Genomic DNA, 17968 nt, shown 5'->3' with positions numbered 1-17968 from the left:
GTCGAAGCACGGAGGTTCTCCGAAGGCCATCCGTAGCCGGGCGAGCCTCAACAGGTCGGCGAGCCGGCCTTCGCACCATTAGCTCTAGCCGACCACGCCGTAGCGTCGCTACCTCTTAGGGGCTGGTTGTCCGGTGATACCGCCGCTCCCGCCCAGCACTGCACGGATCGCAGCTTGGAGTTGCGGGTCCTTTCCGGACTCGAGATCATGAGGGGTCAAATCGGCGTCGACATCGGGGCTGCTGCCCTCGTTCTCGATGATCAGGCGGCCCTCAGCGTCGCGTAGCGCGTCCTTCGGAACCGTCACAAAGGTGCCGTCGACAAGAGACCACGGCGCCTTGACTCCCCGGACGCCGCCCCAGGTGCGCCGTCCGACAACCGGGCCCATACGCCACTTTTGGAAGAAGTAAGGGAATTGATCGCCGTCCGACATCGAAAACTCGTCGGTGATCACGACGAGCGCGCGCGGGGAAACTGCTCCTGGGAGGGTGGTCGAGGCGCCGTTCCTGTTGACGAATCCACCGGCAAGCGGGCGGCGTAGCAGGTCGAGCACCCACTGGCTGGTGAAGCCACCCGTGTTGCCGCGAAGATCGAGCACGAGCCCTTGCTTGTCCGTCTGAGCGTAGAACTGGCGGAGCAGGTCCTCCGCGCCGGCACCGTTGAAGTCCGACAGGTACATATACCCGACTTTGCCGGCAGAGAGGCGGTCGACGGACGCACGATTGCGCTCGATCCAGTCGAGCTTCCTGATCTCGCTTTCATCCTCGACGGCGTCGACTTCGACCGTGCGAGGTGAGCCGCCGTGCCCGCGTGCCACCGTCAGGGCAATTTTGCCGCTCTTGCCCAGGAGGAGCGCGAAGGGATCGTCGCCCACCCTCAGCTGCTGGCCGTCGATCGCGAGCAGCAGGTCGCCTTCCCGGACATCGAGTGACGGGTCTCCGAGCGGAGCGCGAAAGCGCGCCCGGCTGGGATCACCGCGATAGATGCGGGCAAGTGCAAAGCGGCCGCTCTCTGCGTCCGGAACGAAGTCAACGCCCAGCAGCGCCGTATCGACGCCGGGACGCGGGTCGCCGCGATCTCCGCCGCCGATGAACACGTGGCTCGTCGACAGCTCGCCTTGCATCTCACCGAGCAGGTAGATGAGGTCCTCGTGCGATCCTACCAGCGGCACCAGCCTGGCATAGGCCTGGCGAATGGCGCGCCAGTCGACGCCGTTCATCTTCGGATCCCAAAACAAGTCCCGATAGAGGCGCCACGCCTGCTCGAACATGACACGCGCTTCCGCCCGAGGGTCGACGGTGACCGTGGCTTTCGAGAGGTCCAGCCGTTCGGCCGGCGCGTTGCTATTTAGCTGAACCACCTCCCATCCGCCTCGCCGCCGGACGAGCGCTGTTGCTCCGTCGGGGGATAGCGCGAAACCGTCGATATCGTCCGACACCACCCGATCGCCTGCGGTCTTCAGGTCCAGTCTGCGCAGGGTCGTCGCTTCGCCGGGCAGGTCGCCCGATAGACCGCTGGCTGCTGTCGCGCGGTAGAACAGTGCCTGGCCAGCCACCTCGAGATCCGCAAAGCCGCCCGAAGATCCGGCACTCACCTCGACGGCGTTCGCCGTGAGGCTCGACAGACTCTCCACAGGGCTGCCGCGCTGCCCCACTGGGGACGGGTTGGGGAGGGCCACTGAATACAGCCCATCCGATTTCAGCGAGGCGACGGTTCCATCGCGGTCCCGGTCCGACACAAAGGGGCGTTCGTGGCGGCGCGACACGAAGTAGAGCCGCCGGCCATCGGCCGAGAACACCGGGTCGTGATCATCCTCCAGCGCAGCGCTGATGACGTGGTCCCGCTCTGCCGCGACGTCATATAGATGGATAGCGCGCAACTGGTTTGCCCGGAGCTTGCTGTAGGCGAGCCATTTGCCGTCGGCCGACAGGCGAGCGTCACGGATTTCGGCGAACGGATCGGTGTCGACGTGCTGGGCTCCGCCTTGGGCGACGTCGACCAGCCAGAGCCCATGCTGCGCGTCGGCGACCACGAGCTTAGCACCGTTGGCAGACCAGCGCGGGGTGTAGAGATAGCCCGACGTGAAGCGCGTCAGGCTGCGCGCCGGACCGCCTCCGACCGGCATGACGGCGACCTGCTGATTGCCTCCCCGATCTGTGATAAACGCCAGGGTCCGGTTATCGGGCGAAATGGACGGTCGGCCCTCCACGACCGCCAGCGTGTTGGTCAGATTGCGCACCTCGCCCCGACGATCGGCCCGGATGAGATCGCCGCGAGCAGCAAGAATTGCGGCCGATCCTCCGGCCGTTGCAAAATCCGATCTGCTTGCGAAGCGCGCGAGCGGAACCTCGCGTCTCGTCATGCGGCCACCATCTGGGACCTGGACCCGCACCTTCCGCAACACGCCGTGCGCCGGATCGAGATGGTACAGGCTGCCGCCCTGCTGGAAGGTGATGCCGCCCGGCCCGACGGACGGCATGTCGATGTCCAGGTCGGTGAAGCGCGTCAGCTGCCGCGCGGCGCGTGTATCGAGGTCGACCGCCCAGATGTTCGCCCGCCGTTCCTGACCGCGGTCCGACAGAAAGAAAATCTGCCGTCCCACCCACATCGGCACCGTATCGATACCGGCCCAAGTGGTGACCCGTTCAAGCGCGCGGCTTGAGAGATCCAATGTCCAAATGTCAGGGGCCTGGCCGCCCCGGTACCCCTTCCAACGGTCGCCGCCGAAATTGCGGAAGCTCCGGTCAAACGCGAGCTTCCGGCCATCTGGAGACAGGCTGGAGGTGCCTGAATGGCCGAGCCGCAGCGATGTCGCCAGGCCGCCCGTAACCGGCACAGAGAAGGTCTCGTACTGATGGTAGAGCGCTGCTGTCCGAACCGACACGAAGAGGATGTTCTTGCCATCGGGCGTCCAGCCGTTGACGACATTGTCATAGGTGTCGAGGGTGGGGCCGTGCGTCAGGCGCTTCGGTATGCCGCCAGCCGCCGGAATCACGTAAACGTCTGACCCGCCCTCGCGTCGCCAGGTGAAGGCGATCGAGCGCCCGTCCGGCGAGAAATGCGGACCGAGGACTTGCCCCGGATCGCTCGTGAGGGGGCTGGCCGTGCCTCCGTTCAGCGGAACGGTCCACAGGTTGCCATAGGCAACGAACGCGATCCGGTCGGTGCCGGCATTGGGAAAGCGCATCAGCACGGCCGGCGGCGATGCTTCCGATGCAATAGCGGCACACATGGACGTCACGAGCGCAAAAAGAGCGCCGATGGCGCGGAGACGAGGCATAGCGAGACCTTCAGGGTGATCGAGAGGGAAGGAACAAGAGCAGGGGATCGCGCTGTCAGGAGCGGACTGGGCTCCCGGGGCGGAACTTGAGGGCGAACAGCAGGATCTGCAGGGCGGACAGCAGCGCCATGACCAAGAAGGCCGTCTGCAGCCCGGCCGCCTGCGCGGCGACACCGGAGACCAGCGCCCCAGCCGGCAGGCAGCTCCAGCTGATCATCCGGTAGATCGAGTAGAAGCGGCCGACCATCCCGGTGGGTACGGTCTCCTGCACGATCCTTCGAGAGTTGACACTCCACAGCGACGAGCCGCAGCCGGCCAGAAAAATCGCTGCCCCGACGGTCACCGGGTCGCTTGTCACCGCGGGCACACCAAGCATGGCTGTAGTTCCAAGGACATTGGTGAACATAGCCCGGCGTCGGCCGAGCAGGCGCGTGAGTGGCACGGCCAATACCGCGCCCACGAACCCTCCGGCCCCAAGCATGGCCACAAGCACACCGTATTTCTCCGATGAGAGGTGCATCGGCCCGGGTGCTACCGCGAACAGGACGATCAGCGTCCGCCACGCGCTCCAGCACGCCGCGACCGCGCCGACGAGCAGCGTCATGTAGACGAGGTCCTGCCGGCCAAGGAGAAACCGCAGGCCTGCAGCGCCCTCCGTTGTCATGCTCTGTTCCGCCGCCACGCTTCGCACGCGGTAGTGGCCGCGCAGCGCGATCGTTGCCCCGGACGCGATCAGAAAACCGGCTGTTGCGACCAGCAGCATCGTGCCTACGCCAATGGCGAAGAGCAGCCCGCCCAGCGCCGGACCTATGCTCTCGCTGCCGAGAGTCTCGATCGCCGTGATCCAGGCGTTCGCTCGCGGAAGCCGGGCTGGCGAGACCGCCATTGGTACGATCGCCGTTTCGCCGGTCATCGCGACGACTTCGGCGACACCGAGCACCACGGCCGCCGGGTAGAGGATAACCAGGTTCCTCATGCCAGCGGCGAAAACCACCAACAGCACGACGGCCGAAGCAAGGCGCGCGATGTGCGCGCCTGCCAGCAGCATGCGTCGATCGAGCCTGTCGACGAGGACTCCGACATGGAACGAGGTGACAAGCCATGGTGCGCTGAAACACGCAACCAGTGCACCGATCGCGATCGGGTCACTGGTCATCTTGGCGGCGAGTAGTGGCAGCCCGATGCGGATGATCCCGTCGGCCAGGTTGGCGAGCCCGGTCGCTAAGACGAGCGCGACAAAATTACGGCTATGATCGGTCCCGGGCATGTCGCCAGGAGCGCTTAAGTGATGCTGCTGTTTTGAAGCCATCAGGCGAGGCCCGTGGCCAGCTCGCGGTCGAGGACGTCAACCAGGCGGTCGATGTCATCGCGGGTGTTATACGCATGCGGCGATACGCGGAGCACGTCGTTCAAGCCAGCCCGGGCAAAGGCAATCGGCACAAAGGCTCGGCCGATCGCTGTCACGTCGATCCCATGCCGAGCCAGCTTGTCGCTCAGCTCCGACGCCGGGATGCCATCGGCCACAAGGGTGATGATGCCGGACTGCGGGTCGCCGGGCTCGAGCAGCCTCAGCCCCGGCAGGCGCGCCAGATGCGAGAGAGCGTACCCGGCCAGGTCGCAAATTCTCTTGTGGACGTGCTCGATGCCAAAGGCGAGTTGCTGCTCGATCGCATTGATAAACCCGAGCCGCAGAGCAGCGGATCGCTCCGCCGTCTCGAACCTACGGGCACCTTCTCGCCAGCTTCGCCCAGAAGGCGTCTGAGTCAATGATCGATAATCAGATGTTGCGGGCACCAGCGCGTCGGCGAACGCTGCCCTGACGTAGAGGAGCCCGGTGCCACGCGGGCCACGCAGCCACTTGCGACCGGGTGCCGACAGCGCGTCGCACCCGATCGCCTTCACGTCGGTCGGTAACTGGCCGACAGCCTGGGCGGCATCGAGCAGGAACGGCACTCCGGCCGCACGCGCGAGGGAGCCGACGGCAGCGACCGGGTTGACGATGCCGGAGCCCGACGGCACCCAGGTCAGAGCGATGAGGCGCACATCACCGCCGTCGATCGCAGCGGCAAGCGCGTCGAGGTCGACAGTGCCGTCGCGCCGACTGGGAACCACTTCAACCGCTGCGCCAGACCGCTCCGCAGCGAGCAGAAGGGCCGCATAGTTGCCGCCCCACTCGGTTTCGCTGGTCAGGATCACGTCACCGCGCTTGAACGCCATCGCGCTGAGAATGGCCTGCCATCCGCGAGAGCTGCTCTCGGTAAAGGCGACCTCCTCAGCCGAGCAGCCGAGCAGCTCGGCCGCCAGCGTGTAGCCGCGCCGAAGCACGGGCTCCGCAAGTTGATCTGCCCGGTACGAGCCTTCCGCCATCTCGCGCTGCAGGTGAGACTGGATCGCGCCGATCGTTGTCGCCGACATCAGCGAAGCCCCCGCATTGTTCAGGTAAACTCGCTGCGACCTCGCTCGGCCTTCCGGGTGCGCCGTGCCGGCACGCCGCCCGGTGCCCATTTGCGTCAAGGCACCGGTCATCCGGCACTAAGCTGCGTGTAGAGTTCGAACGCGCTCCGCTCGACCCAGCATTCCGCCAGCCGATCTCCTTCGACGCGCCAGATGGCGAGGCCCGTGAACGCGATTGGGCGCTGGTCCGCGGGAAGGCTGAACATGCCGTTGTTGCGGCCGCGTGTGATCCAACGCGACACTACGCGGTCCCCCGATGCATTGGTGATGATCTCGAGATGCTCGTTGGTCGCGTCCGTAATCAAGGTCTGCATGGCCACGACCCACGCCTTGAACGCGTCCCTTCCCTCGACCACCGACCCTGCCGTGGTGATGCGGTAATCGGGTGTCATGAGCTCGTCGATCGCTGCCAAGTCGTGAGGCGGCGCCCAGACACGCCGGAAGAACTCCCGTGCGAGTGACTCACCTTGTTCGACCTGGCCCATCTCTGACCTCTTAGGCGCGCGACTTTCCGCAAGAGTCTCCGGATCACCGCTGCTACGCAAACGAAGGTTTGTACGGCCGGTCATAAGCACTCATAATGCCCCTATGATCAGGAACATCGATGTCGCGCTGCTGCGCGCGTTCGTCTGCACTATCGACCACGGGAGCCTGACGGCCGCCGCCGCCGCGCTCAGTCTCACGCAAAGCGCGGTTAGCCAGCAGCTGCTTCGGCTCGAGCGACTCCTCCAGGCCCAATTGCTCATCCGCGATCATAATGGGTCGAGGACAACCCCTGCCGGCGCGAGACTGCTCGAAAGAGCAAGGGCGATGGTGGCGATGAACGACGCATTGTGGATCGAAATGACAGGTCGAGAGGTGACTGGCCGGGTCCGCCTTGGCGCGCCTGACGACCTGATCGGCACCGTCGTCCAGCCGGCTCTGAAGCGGTTCTCGTCGACCTTCCCCGACGTCGAGCTGTCCGTGCTCTCCTCCCCATCTCCAGAGCTGATGAGCGCCCTCGAAACAGGCCAGATCGACCTCGTGCTAAGCGAGCAACTCGACCCGGTGCCTGGGCATGAGCTACTTCGCAGAGAAAGACTTGTCTGGATCGGCGCTCCTGGCGGGAATGCGTTTCGGCGAACGCCGATGCCGGTGTCCCTTACCGCGCCGGGGTGCGCCTTTCGCGCGGTCATCAGGAAGGCGCTCAACGATGCCGGGCGACCATCCAATCCGGTCCTTGACGGCGAGGGAACCGAGGCAACGCTGGCCGCAGTCCGCGCAGACCTCGCTGTTGGCGTTTGGCTGGAGTCGATGGTGCCCGAGGGATTGGAGGCGCTCAACGAAGATGAGCTGCCGAGGCTCCCCGAGTTCGCCATCCAGCTCGGGCTGCCTTCGAGGTTCCCGGCATCGGCGGCCACACAGATGCTCGCGGACGAAGTGCGCCGCGAGCTGGCCATGATGTAGCCGGGTAGCGCTCAAGCGGGATCGAGAGGAACGAGCGATGGCTCCGCACCGAGCCGGCTTGCGCGCAGACGAGCCACACCGCACTATCTTGGCGGTGACGGCTCAACAATTCACAATTGGACGTTGGCATTTCGACCCCTCGAGCCCGCTCCTGCGGGCCGGGGACGACGAGCGCCGGCTGGAAGAGCGCGCTGCCCGCACGCTCGAGCTCCTTTGCTGCCGGCGTGGCGACGTCGTCAGCAAACAGGATTTGATTGCAAGCGTCTGGGGCGGTCGATCCGTCAGTCCCAATAGCGTCGCTGTGGTGATCAGCGACTTGAGGCGCGCGATAGAGGACGACCCGAGTGCGCCCGAACATATCCTGACCGTCAACAAGCGGGGCTACCGGCTGGCTATCCCGCCCCAGGCGGAAGCCGTCGGCGACACCGCCTCCGCCCGCCTGCGGCGCCGCCCGATTGTGGTCGGCGCAGCGGCGGCCGGACTGGTTGCCATGGCTCTTGCCGCCTTCATGATCCATGGCGCAACGACAGCGATCGAAATTTTCGCCGAGCCCGTCGTGAACGACACTGGTCGTCGCGATCTAGACGCCGTCTCGCGCGCCCTGACTCCCGTGGTCGTCGACGGCGCCATTCGGATCGGCTCCCAGGTCACGCCCGGCAAGCCCACAGGTCCCGCTACCGGCCGCCGGCGCATAGCGATCCGATCGCGCCTGATCCTTTGGAACGGTGCGCCGGAGGTGGCGATCACAGCGGTCGATGCCGATACCGACAAGGCAATCTGGTCAGGCTTTGCGGCAGGACCGATAGAGGCGCTCGCCCGCAACACGACGAAACAGCTCGCCCGGCTGAAGGCCCCGCTTGAGCGGGAGAGCCCTTCGCGAAGAACCTCTTTACCGTTTCTTTAATTGGTGTCCGAGCCAGCAGACCGCATCCCGCTCCTCCCTTCTGCTCGAGGAGTTACACATGCCCATTCGTTCTTGGACAGCCCGGTCGGCGATCGTCGCATCGCTCTTTCTGGCGGCTCAACCAGCCACGGCGTCGATCAGGGAGGACACGGCCGACGTCGACCATCTAATCGCTGCCTATCACGAGGCAGTGGTCTCGCACGATGCTGCCCGACTGACCGCGCTCTTCGTCCCGACGGGCAGTGCGTGGTTCAGCGTCCTCTCGGATGAGGGGCTCGCCCGGGCGCGAGCGAAATCACCGGCAGCATCGAAGATCCGGCCAGGGTCCCTGGAGGCGTTTGCCAAGCTGGTCGCGACCTCGAAGTCGAGCCTCGACCCGCGTCATACCGACCTACGGATCACGAGTGACGGCGATGTTGCTACCGTGACATTCAAGTTCACGTTCCTGATCGACGGGAAGGTGCAGAACCGCGGAGCCGAGAGCTGGCAGCTCATCAAGGGTAATGACGGATGGCGCATCGTATCCATCGTGTTCTCATCCACTCCGCCAGCCATCTAACCGAAGCTAGCCACGCCTACTGCACGGCGACAGCCAGGCGTGGACTTGCCACGGATCCCTGTTCCTGATCTTCGCCCGCGAGCCGCGAAGCGTAATCCCCCAGGCGACTGCTGATGAAGTCTAGGAACAGGCGTACCCGTTTGGTCCGACGCGTCTCGCCATGCGTCAGCAACCAGAGCGTCCCGTGAGAACCGGCTCGGGAGCCCGGCACTCTGACGAGCCCATCGCTAGAGTCGCCTACGAAACAGGGCAGGACACCAAGCCCGACCCCCTGGTAGATGGCTGAAAAGTGTGCGCCGGCTTCGGGCGCCCGGAAGGGGGTCGGCGCTTCAACTACATCACTCACCCGGGCCCATTCCGGGGTGGATGCGCTACCCTTGATGACCCATCGAACGGGACGGTTGCGATCCGCAAGCCAGTCCTCGTACACGCCCTGTGCCATGTAGACGGCGCTATTCACCACCGGCCCTTGTAGACCATGCAGGTTCGGCGGGAGCGCATTTCGATCTCGAACGACACGAAGAGCGACGTCAGCCTCCCTGTTTGTGAGGTTCACGGTAGCTTCGGACGATAATATCTCGATCTCGATTTCCGGGTAGGCACGTCCGAAATTCGCGAGATCCGGCATGAGCAGATGGGTAGCGAGAGTCGGAGCCATCGCAACGCGCAGCAAGCCGCCGGCGCCTTGGTCTCGCCCGAAAACGCGCGTCTCCAGCTGCCTTGTTGACGACTCGATCTGCTCCGCCAGTCCTTGGACTTCCTCGCCTATGTCCGTGAGCCGATAACCCGATGGCAGCTTCTCGAACAATCTCGCGCCAAGGCGACTTTCAAGCTGGGCTATACGTCGCAGGACCGTCGTATGAGTGACGTGTAGCCGTTCCGACGCTGCTCGGAGCGATCCGCTGCGGGCGACGGCAAGAAAGTACCGCACGTCATCCCAATCAAATGTGTTCATTGATGCACCACATTCCGGTCATCTAAGCGGGTTCAATAAGTAGCCTACGCTACAACAGGCACCGGTGCAAATCTGCACCGCCCCTGTGCCGAGTTCATGACTGATCGATTATCGCCCACGTCGTTATCTCAGGCGGGCGCCGAAAACCTCGAGCTTTTCGCCGCCGCACTTTGCATGATGGAGTTGGTCAGGTGAGCTATGCGATCGTTGGGTTCGGCAGGATCGGTCAAGCCTTAGCAAAGGCGTTCGACCGCGCGGGAATCGAGGTTGCGGTGGCGGCAACCCGAGCGCCGGAGGAACTTTCCTCGATCGCTCACGCTATCGGGCCGGCTGTGCAGCCGAGCGCCCTTGCCGAGGCGCTGGAAGCAGACGTGATACTTCTCGCCGTGCCCTTTCAGGCGCACGGCGAAGTGGCTAGTCAGCGATCTGACTGGACCGGCAAGACCATCATCGACGTTACGAACGCCTATGGTGTGAACCCTTCTGTTCTAGGCGACCGGCCATCGTCCTCCGTCGTAGCGGCGTCATTCCACGGCGCGAATGTGGTCAAGGCCTTTAACCACCTGCCGGCGTCGACGCTGGCACAGGACCCGGCCGTCAATGGAGGGCAAAGGGTGATCTTCCTTGCCAGCGATTCGGAAGATGCCGCTGCCGACGTAGGATCGCTTGTCGAAACTCTGGGCTACTCGCCGCTTTATCTCGGCAAACTGACGGAGGGCGGCACCCTTGTGCAGGCAAAGGGCAGCAGCTGGGCTCACCTCATCTTCCAAGATCTCGTAAAGTTCGGATGAAGCTGACGCCAATTCGTTCGTCGACATCGGCTGGCTCGACTAGGCTCGCCGCACGGAGGATATACACATGAAGGTTGCTCTACCAGAGCCATCGCTGGACCAAATCTTCCGATCCGCTCGCACCTATTATGGGTGGACCGATGACGCTGTGGAGGAATCGACCCTCCGCGAACTGTACGATCTACTGAAGTGGGGCCCGACCTCGGCGAACAGCTGTCCTGCTCGCTTCGTGTGGGTACGTACCGAGGAAGGCAAAGAGCGGCTCGCGGCACTCGCTATGGAGAAGAATAGAGCCAAGATTCTGGCGGCGCCGGTAACAGTCATCATTGGGAACGATCTGGCGTTCGCCGACAACCTGCCCAAGCTAATGCCGCACAACACTGATGCAATCCGCGCTGCGCTCGCCCCGACGGCTGTCGCGGAAGCGACTGCGGCTAGGAACGGCACGCTGCAAGGAGGTTATCTGATCATCGCGGCGCGAGCTCTCGGCCTGGACTGCGGACCGATGTCGGGATTTGACAATGCCAAGGTCGATGAGGCGTTCTTCGCAGGCACCAGCATTCGCTCGAACTTCATTTGCAGTCTCGGCCACGGTGACGAGGCATCACTGTTCCCGAGGATGCCTCGGCTGAGCTTTGAGGAGGCAGGGCATTTCGCTTGAAGTTTACGTCGGCGGAGGTACCCCACCTACAGGGGGCCTCACGACCAGAGATCTCGATCGCGTCCGGCCAAAAGCTTCCGGTCGGCTAACCGAACGCAAGTGCCGCCGCTCAAGCACGTCTGCAATCGGGGCGATAGCCGTCATTCGATGCCCGCAACCGACGAACGGCAGCTATTTCGGATCTCGAGCCGAAAAGCTGACAGTCGGCAAGCGGCCCGGGAGCTGCCATCCTTGCGTCCGGCGCGCCGACCGACTGGAAGCGGGCCGGGAGCGGTCCATCTGCTTTTGGCTTCGTAGGTAACTAAACGGACGTGCGCAACCTCGGGGCTCCGCACCTATCGGCATGCTTAGCGGCGTCTTGACTTCATATCAGTGGCAGAGGCCACCACGCGTTTGGACGAGGAGACGGAGGATGAGCTTGCCTTTATCTGCGCTTGCGATTTCAGCGGCGACCACGATCTTGGCTACCTAGCCCTCGAACGCAGATCAAAAGCGTGAGGCGCGAGCCCATCCGACAACAAGCGGATGAGAGATCTTATCGAGCTCGACACGTTTCGCAGATTGCACCCAAACAACAACCGCCGGGGCGACACCAATCCGGCGCGATTTTCCGGGGTACAGCCGAGAGTCAGGCCGCGATGGTGACGGAGTGGGATGCGAATGAATGAACAGGACGGACTCTCTGAAATCATGGTCGATGCGACGCCGAAGTTAGCCGACGGTGGTGCTCTAAAGCGCAGGGCTGAGCTGACACAGCCTGTGTTTGGAGCGCTGCTGATCACGGGGGTTCCTCCCGTCATCTTCCTAGCCATGCTTATTCCTAGGGCGGTCGACCTCAACCAGCACAGGCCGGCGACAGCGCTCACCGCACTCGAGATACTAGCGCTCTTCGTACTGATGGCAGCCGCTTTGATAATTTCGGTTATCGCAGGTGCTGGCCTGAAAAGAGCGCTAGTTGAACCGCCGTACAAGCGGTCGTTGTGGATCGTTGGCGTTCTCCAGCTTGCGGTCTTTGCTCAGCTACTTTTCGCAGGTTTCATCAGCAGAGAACTGCTTGGCACCATGAACCCGCTGCCCTCGAACGTCACGGGACCTATTTCAATCGCTGCCATCGCTTGGGTCTTTCTGGTGGGATATGTAGCGAAGATCCCGTGGGATGGCGCTGTGAGCATCGTCGCCGATCCAAACTTTAGCCGCAGACGCTCCCTCTAGGCAGCCCGGTTCCAGCACGTTCGCGACTGCAAGCGGGCCGATTGCGGACTGGCAGCTAACGGGCTGGACTACGCGGAAAGCTGCCAAGCCGAAGCTAACCTTAACAGATAGGCAACTGTGAGCTAATAGATCGCCGGCGGATCGCTCGCCGGAAAGCTCTCCTCAAGTGCCTCGTCCAGTTCGCGATCGAGCGCCTCGACGCGCGCGTCTGCCGCAAGCTGTCGAGTCAACCACAAAGCGAGATTGCGCGCATAGGCTCGGATCGAAAGCTGCGCCTCGGGTGAACGCGCGATGCCGTCGCCCGGAGCCTCCTCAACGAAGCTCGGACAGCCTTTGGCGGGATCCCAATTATAGTCGGCAAAATGATGGAAGGTTGATTCCGCCCAGGCTGGCCCTCCGGCTGCCGAAGGCTCGAAGGCAACAGCGATGTTGAAGGTCCGACCAGTGATCTTGCTGGTGCCGGTTGCGATCACGCGAGCGCTGCCATCCGTCGGCGGCGCGCCGACTGCGCCCTCGTGCGGATGCGCGGGCAAGAACCGGATCGATCCTCCCGGCAACGCCGGGTCCCGCAGTACCGGATGAGGGTCACCGACAATCTCGATCTCCTGAAAGTCGCCGTTCGCTCCCGAATGGTAATTCGGCCAGAGGATGCTGGTGGTCTGGTCATCGTCGATCGCATGGCGGCTCGTGTCGGGATCGGGATGCTTGCTGTGGAAGAAGTGCGCCTCGCCGACCCCGCCGAGCGTACATACGGAGCAGCCCAGGTCCATGTGGTCGCGCGTGACAAGCAGCCCGCCACCATTCTGGCGGAAGCGGCTGATCGCAGCGCAGTCCTCGGTCATCAGGCCGTCGCCGGTGTCGACGGCGAACAACCAGAGCGCGGCATAGTCGGAGCGGTCGAGCGTGGAAAGCACGGGGTCCGGAGCGCCTGGCTCGGCCCGGTCGCGGGTCGTGACGGTAAAGACCGGGGCACCGTCAGCGTCCGTCAGCCCGGCGAGATGGTCCCGCAGCATCGAAAAGCGCGATATGTTCCAGTCGTCATCGACGGACGGGATCGTGGTCTGCAGCAGGATCTTGGTCGGCGACGCCATGTTTCACTCCCGGGCATCTGCGGCTGTGGAAGAGCCGGACAGGTAGGACGCTCGACTGCCATTTCGTTGGCCGCAGGGTGAAATCGGAAAAACCCCTGCGTTCATCATCCCTGTCACGTCCGATTAACACGGCACCCCAGGTGGCTCCAGCATCTGCCACAGCCCGCGCCCGGTTCTGGCGGAAGCGAGCGCTGGACACATCTGGCCAGTGGCGTGGCAGAAGCTCGACCCTTGGCCATGCGGGTCTCGACCAAGGGACAGATAACGAGGGAACTCGCATCGCCTACCTCCAACCCCAATCAAGGCTGGAGGAATCATGACCCTGCTCAGCGGCAAGACGGCGATGATCACGGGCGGCACGAGCGGGATCGGCTTCGCGATCGCCCAACTGTTCGCTGCCGAAGGCGCACAGGTGATCGTATCGGGCCGGCGCGTGGACGCCGCGAAACGGGCTGCCGACCTCATCGGGGGGAACGCAGACTATGTCGTAGGCGATGTCAGCGATCCGGAGTTTCACGCCTGGGCAGCGGACGTGATCGGTGAGCGCTTCGGTGGTCTCGATATCTACATCGCCAATGCCGGCATCAACACCATCCGTCATTCTGGGGAGGTCCCCGAGGCCGAATATGACGCCCAGTTCGCCGTGAACACTCGCGGTGTATTTATCGGGGTCCAGAAGATGCTGCCGCTGATGCGTGACCACGGTGCGATCGTGATCACGGGTTCGCTCGCCAGCGACAAGGTGCTTGATGGTCACGCCGTCTATGCCGGCTCTAAGGCAGCGATTGGCGCATTCGCGCGCAACTGGGCGCTTGAGCTCAAGCACCGCGGCATCCGCGTCAACGTGCTCAGCCCAGGACCCACCGACACCGAGATTCTGGGCAAGCTGGGCGTCTCGCCCGACGAGCGTCCCGCGTTCGAGGCCCAGATGGCGGCCGCGATCCCGCTTGGGCGCTTGGGACGCCCCGACGAGATCGCACAGGCTGCGCTCTTCCTGGCGTCCGATGCGAGCAGCTTCGTCACAGGGGTCAACCTTCGCGTCGATGGCGGCATGGCGCTGGTGTGATCCCGCTCCCAGTTCCGCCGGCTTTCAGCACATCCACAGATAAGGAAGAACCTATGTCCAATCCGACCTTTGACCCGGCCATCACGGACTTCATCGCCGACGTCGTCCATATCGGCAGCGCCTACGACCTCGACGGCATGGAGCGGCTCTACACCGAAGACCAGACGTTCCTGATCCTCACGCCGGAAGGCACGGTGAAGCGCTTCACGCGCGCCGAAGCGTTTGCCGAGTTCCGATCGCGGCGGGACGCCGGCGAGCCGCCGCTCTCCACCGAGTATCGCGTGCTCCATGTCGAACAGCAGGGAAATGACGCGGTAGCCTTACTCTATCGCCGCATGAGTCCTGCTGCTCCGCCGGTCATGTACGAGCTCCGGCTGCGCAAGCAGACGCGCGGCTGGGCAGTCGCCGGCGAGACCGTCACGCCCTGGCCAGGCACCACTGGCGGTGCGTTCCTGCCGCCTCGTCAGCACGCCGCGTGACACCCGACGACCGGAGAACTGGCGCATGACCTTCCCGTGGGCGAAGCAATATGAGCCGAAGCATCCAGTGATGCGCTGGATCGACGGGAAGCTGCCGCTGCCGCGCTTCGTCTATAACGCCACTGGCGTGGGCTATCCTGTTCCGCGCAACATCAACTATTTCTGGAACTTCGGCGTGCTCAACGGCGCTGCGCTGCTCATCCAGATCGTCACCGGCATCGTGCTGGCAATGCACTATGCCGCGAGTACTGGACTCGCCTTCGAGCGGGTCGAGCACATCATGCGCGACGTCAACAACGGCTGGCTCATCCGCTACGCGCACATGAACGGGGCGTCGCTCTTCTTCGCCTCGGTTTACGTCCATATGTTCCGCGGCCTCTATTTCGGATCATACAAGGCGCCGCGCGCAATGGCGTGGCTGCTCGGGCTCGTCATTCTGCTCCTGCTGATGGCCACGGCTTTCATGGGCTATGTTCTTCCTTGGGGGCAGATGAGCTTCTGGGGAGCACAGGTCATCACTGGTCTGTTCGGCGCTATTCCAGTGATCGGCGAGCCGATTCGAGTTTGGTTGCTTGGCGGCTTCTCGCCCGACGGCGCCACGCTCAACCGCTTCTTCGCGCTCCACTATCTTCTGCCATTCGTTATCGTCGGGGTCGCGATCCTCCACGTTTGGGCGATCCACATCCCTGGCTCGAGCAATCCCACCGGAGTCGAGGTACAAGGGCCTCAGGACACGGTGCCCTTCCATCCCTACTACACCGCCAAGGACGGGTTCAGCCTCGCGGTGGCCCTGACGCTCTTCTCGGTGGTGGTTTTCTTCTACCCCAACGCTTTCGGACATCCCGACAACTACGTTCCCGCCAACCCGCTATCGACGCCGGCGCATATCGTGCCCGAATGGTATTTCTGGCCGTTCTACGCGATCCTGCGCGCATTCACGGCCGATTTCATCCTCCCGGCAAAGCTGTGGGGGGTGCTCGCAATGTTCGCGTCGATTCTGGTGCTGTTCTTCCTGCCGCTTCTCGACCGCTCACCGGTCCGTTCCGGGCGCTACCGCCCCCTCTTCCGCGCATTCTATTGGTTCGGCCTGATTCCCTGCGTGCTGGTGCTTGGTTGGTGCGGCGGTGCTCCTGCGGAGCCGCGCTACGTCATCGTCTCGCAGATCGCCGCGATCTACTACTTCGCGCACTTCCTGATCGTTCTTCCGATCGTCGGGCAGATCGAGAAACCATTGCCGTTGCCGAGTTCGATCACGGCGTCCGTCCTCAGCGGTGCCAACCCCTGATCGTCCATCCGACCGACATTGCCTAACTAAACGCGGACTGATATTGTCCGCGTTATGGCACATCTCTCGGTCAGCGTGGAATACGGCATTCACTGCCTGCTCTGGCTGGTGGGGTCCGGCGAGACGCCGCTCAGCAGCCGCGACCTGGCCGAGCTCCAAGGCGTTTCGCACAGCCTACTCGCCAAAATATTCCCCAAGCTCGAAAAGGCAGGAATCGTGCGCGCCTCGGAGGGCGTGCGCGGCGGCTATGTGCTCGGCCGACCGGCCGAGGAAATCACATTCCTCGAGATCGTCGACGCGATCGACGGGCGGAAGCCCTTGTTCGACTGCCAGGAAGTGCGCGGGCGCTGCGCCGTATTCGACAATCAGCCTCCGGACTGGGCGACGGGGGGCGTGTGCGCGGTGCATGTCGTGATGCTGCAGGCGGAGAAGGCGATGCGCGACACGCTCGCCCGGCAGACATTGGGCCAGTTGGCTCAGGGTTTTTCGGACTTCGCGCCCGCCGAGTTCAAGGCCGGCGTGGCGACCTGGATCGGGGCGCGCATCGAAGGGCGTGTCCGCAAGACGGCCGCGCCCGGTCGGTCAGAAAGGGAGGGTGGAGCATGACCTTTCTCGCAACGCTCGACGAGCGCCCACTGGTGCTGATCGTCGACGACGACGCGGCCGTGCGCACCTCGCTCGAGGAACTGATGCTCTCGGTCGGGATCGACGCGACGGGCTTTGGTTCTACGCGCGAGCTGCTCGAGGCGGAACTGCCCGAGCGGCCCGGCTGCCTCGTCCTCGACGTCCGCATGCCGGGCGCGAGTGGTCTCGACCTGCAGCAGCATCTCGCTGCCACCGGCAACGCCAAGCCGATCGTCTTTCTTACCGGACACGGTGATATCCCGATGACCGTGCAGGCGATGAAGGCCGGCGCGGTCGATTTCCTGACCAAGCCTTTTCGCGATCAATCCCTCCTCGACGCGGTGACCGCGGGCATCGAGCGCGATATCGCCCGTCGAGCCGATGCAGCACTCGTGAAGCAGCAGGTCGACCGCTACGCGACACTGACCATGCGTGAACGCCAGGTGCTGGCAGAGGTCGCACGCGGGCGGCTGAACAAGCAGATCGCCTTCGACCTGGGCATCACCGAAGTGACGGTGAAACTTCACCGCAGCGCCGTCATGAAGAAGATGCGCGCGGCTTCGATCGGAGAGCTGATCCGCGCCTGGGACCTGCTTCCGCCAGAGCTGCGCGAACGCACCACCTAGACCATGGTATGGTTACGAACACACCGGAATTCAGCGACATCCGCGGGAGGCCGAGCCGGCCGCGTCATTGAGGACTGTGTGTGCGCCAGCCGCCCCTTATTGCGATCGTGGATGATGACGATGCCGTTCGCGAAGCGCTGTTCGACCTTCTGCAAGTCGAGGGTCTCCCTGCCCGTACCTTTCGCGACGGTGCCGAACTGCTCGCTGACGCGGCGGCAGATGATTTTGCCTGCGTCATCACGGACGTCCGCATGGGCGAGATCGATGGGCTCGAGCTCCAGCGGCGGCTTCGCGCCCGCGGCTGCCCGGTGCCGGTGATCTTCATCACCTCCTCGGTGGAGGATGCCACACGCATACAGGCGATGCGCGGCGGCGCCGTGGCCTGGTTCACCAAGCCGGTCGCAGACGAGGCGCTGCTGGCGACGTTGCGCTCGGCACTGGATGCAATGCGAGGGGCATGAAATGACGGCGGGCCCCCTTTCACTCGCGGGGAGCGAGCGCGCAGGCAGCGCCGTCGGCTCCGGCCGCCTCCTGCC

Annotated in this window: 19 protein-coding genes; 13 read left to right on the top strand and 6 right to left on the bottom strand. The window is 63.9% G+C overall.

Annotated features, from left to right (window positions below; all coding sequences use genetic code 11):
* Positions 1 to 108 precede the first annotated feature (108 nt).
* The 4 genes from AC3WJI_RS02315 to AC3WJI_RS02300 all read right to left on the bottom strand — a co-directional run bounded on the left by AC3WJI_RS02315 (position 109) and on the right by AC3WJI_RS02300 (position 6218).
* Positions 109 to 3186, bottom strand: coding sequence for a S41 family peptidase (locus tag AC3WJI_RS02315; RefSeq protein WP_492755619.1), 3078 nt, complete (start codon positions 3184 to 3186; stop codon positions 109 to 111).
* A 148-nt stretch (positions 3187 to 3334) separates the two neighbouring features.
* Complete coding sequence (locus AC3WJI_RS02310; RefSeq protein ID WP_492755618.1) at positions 3335 to 4546, bottom strand: MFS transporter; 1212 nt, start codon at positions 4544 to 4546, stop codon at positions 3335 to 3337.
* Between the two features lie 41 nt (positions 4547 to 4587).
* Positions 4588 to 5784 (bottom strand): aminotransferase class V-fold PLP-dependent enzyme, encoded by a 1197-nt coding sequence (locus AC3WJI_RS02305; RefSeq protein ID WP_492755669.1) that lies wholly within the window; start codon positions 5782 to 5784, stop codon positions 4588 to 4590.
* Between the two features lie 17 nt (positions 5785 to 5801).
* A complete protein-coding gene (locus AC3WJI_RS02300) occupies positions 5802 to 6218 on the bottom strand; it encodes an ester cyclase (protein ID WP_492755617.1) in 417 nt (138 codons plus the stop codon).
* Positions 6219 to 6321: 103 nt separating this feature from the next.
* On the opposite strand from AC3WJI_RS02300, the gene AC3WJI_RS02295 reads away from it, so the two are divergent.
* The 3 genes from AC3WJI_RS02295 (at position 6322) to AC3WJI_RS02285 (ending at position 8642) form a co-directional block, all read left to right on the top strand.
* Positions 6322 to 7179: a LysR substrate-binding domain-containing protein gene (locus AC3WJI_RS02295; protein ID WP_492755616.1), complete on the top strand. Its 858-nt coding sequence runs from the start codon at positions 6322 to 6324 to the stop codon at positions 7177 to 7179.
* Between the two features lie 94 nt (positions 7180 to 7273).
* On the top strand, positions 7274 to 8083 hold the full coding sequence (locus tag AC3WJI_RS02290) for a winged helix-turn-helix domain-containing protein (protein ID WP_492755615.1): 810 nt from the start codon (positions 7274 to 7276) through the stop codon (positions 8081 to 8083).
* A gap of 58 nt (positions 8084 to 8141) precedes the next feature.
* Positions 8142 to 8642, top strand: coding sequence for a YybH family protein (locus AC3WJI_RS02285; protein ID WP_492755614.1), 501 nt, complete (start codon positions 8142 to 8144; stop codon positions 8640 to 8642).
* Positions 8643 to 8658: 16 nt separating this feature from the next.
* Here AC3WJI_RS02285 and AC3WJI_RS02280 read toward each other — a convergent pair whose 3' ends face one another.
* Positions 8659 to 9597 carry a LysR family transcriptional regulator gene (locus tag AC3WJI_RS02280; protein ID WP_492755613.1) on the bottom strand — a complete coding sequence of 313 codons (939 nt, stop codon included), beginning with the start codon at positions 9595 to 9597 and terminating at the stop codon, positions 8659 to 8661.
* Positions 9598 to 9767: 170 nt separating this feature from the next.
* On the opposite strand from AC3WJI_RS02280, the gene AC3WJI_RS02275 reads away from it, so the two are divergent.
* The 4 genes from AC3WJI_RS02275 to AC3WJI_RS02260 all read left to right on the top strand — a co-directional run bounded on the left by AC3WJI_RS02275 (position 9768) and on the right by AC3WJI_RS02260 (position 12261).
* Positions 9768 to 10388 carry an NADPH-dependent F420 reductase gene (locus AC3WJI_RS02275; protein WP_492755612.1) on the top strand — a complete coding sequence of 207 codons (621 nt, stop codon included), beginning with the start codon at positions 9768 to 9770 and terminating at the stop codon, positions 10386 to 10388.
* 67 nt (positions 10389 to 10455) lie between these two features.
* A complete protein-coding gene (locus tag AC3WJI_RS02270) occupies positions 10456 to 11049 on the top strand; it encodes a malonic semialdehyde reductase (protein WP_492755611.1) in 594 nt (197 codons plus the stop codon).
* 532 nt (positions 11050 to 11581) lie between these two features.
* Positions 11582 to 11713: an excalibur calcium-binding domain-containing protein gene (locus AC3WJI_RS02265; protein WP_492755668.1), complete on the top strand. Its 132-nt coding sequence runs from the start codon at positions 11582 to 11584 to the stop codon at positions 11711 to 11713.
* Positions 11710 to 12261 (top strand): hypothetical protein, encoded by a 552-nt coding sequence (locus AC3WJI_RS02260; RefSeq protein WP_492755610.1) that lies wholly within the window; start codon positions 11710 to 11712, stop codon positions 12259 to 12261. Before AC3WJI_RS02265 ends, AC3WJI_RS02260 begins: the two co-directional genes overlap by 4 nt.
* 122 nt (positions 12262 to 12383) lie before the next feature.
* On the opposite strand, the gene AC3WJI_RS02255 is transcribed toward AC3WJI_RS02260, so the two are convergent.
* Positions 12384 to 13352 carry a hypothetical protein gene (locus AC3WJI_RS02255; RefSeq protein ID WP_492755609.1) on the bottom strand — a complete coding sequence of 323 codons (969 nt, stop codon included), beginning with the start codon at positions 13350 to 13352 and terminating at the stop codon, positions 12384 to 12386.
* A gap of 316 nt (positions 13353 to 13668) precedes the next feature.
* Here AC3WJI_RS02255 and AC3WJI_RS02250 point away from each other — a divergent pair, with 316 nt between their 5' ends.
* From AC3WJI_RS02250 to AC3WJI_RS02225, 6 genes are all read left to right on the top strand, one after another.
* A complete protein-coding gene (locus AC3WJI_RS02250; RefSeq protein ID WP_492755608.1) occupies positions 13669 to 14418 on the top strand; it encodes an SDR family NAD(P)-dependent oxidoreductase in 750 nt (249 codons plus the stop codon).
* 53 nt (positions 14419 to 14471) lie between these two features.
* Complete coding sequence (locus AC3WJI_RS02245; protein ID WP_492755607.1) at positions 14472 to 14897, top strand: hypothetical protein; 426 nt, start codon at positions 14472 to 14474, stop codon at positions 14895 to 14897.
* 25 nt (positions 14898 to 14922) lie between these two features.
* Entirely contained in the window at positions 14923 to 16182 is a 1260-nt protein-coding gene (locus AC3WJI_RS02240) for a cytochrome b (RefSeq protein WP_492755667.1), read from the top strand.
* Between the two features lie 54 nt (positions 16183 to 16236).
* Positions 16237 to 16788 (top strand): RrF2 family transcriptional regulator, encoded by a 552-nt coding sequence (locus AC3WJI_RS02235; RefSeq protein WP_492755606.1) that lies wholly within the window; start codon positions 16237 to 16239, stop codon positions 16786 to 16788.
* Positions 16785 to 17432 carry a response regulator transcription factor gene (locus AC3WJI_RS02230; protein WP_492755605.1) on the top strand — a complete coding sequence of 216 codons (648 nt, stop codon included), beginning with the start codon at positions 16785 to 16787 and terminating at the stop codon, positions 17430 to 17432. Before AC3WJI_RS02235 ends, AC3WJI_RS02230 begins: the two co-directional genes overlap by 4 nt.
* An 80-nt stretch (positions 17433 to 17512) precedes the next feature.
* On the top strand, positions 17513 to 17893 hold the full coding sequence (locus AC3WJI_RS02225; RefSeq protein ID WP_492755604.1) for a response regulator transcription factor: 381 nt from the start codon (positions 17513 to 17515) through the stop codon (positions 17891 to 17893).
* Positions 17894 to 17968 lie beyond the last annotated feature (75 nt).

Source organism: Sphingomonas sp. FW306-1B-B10E (assembly GCF_058782005.1).
The sequence above is the reverse complement of the archived record's forward strand: the minus strand, read 5'-3'. Positions and strand labels throughout refer to the sequence as shown.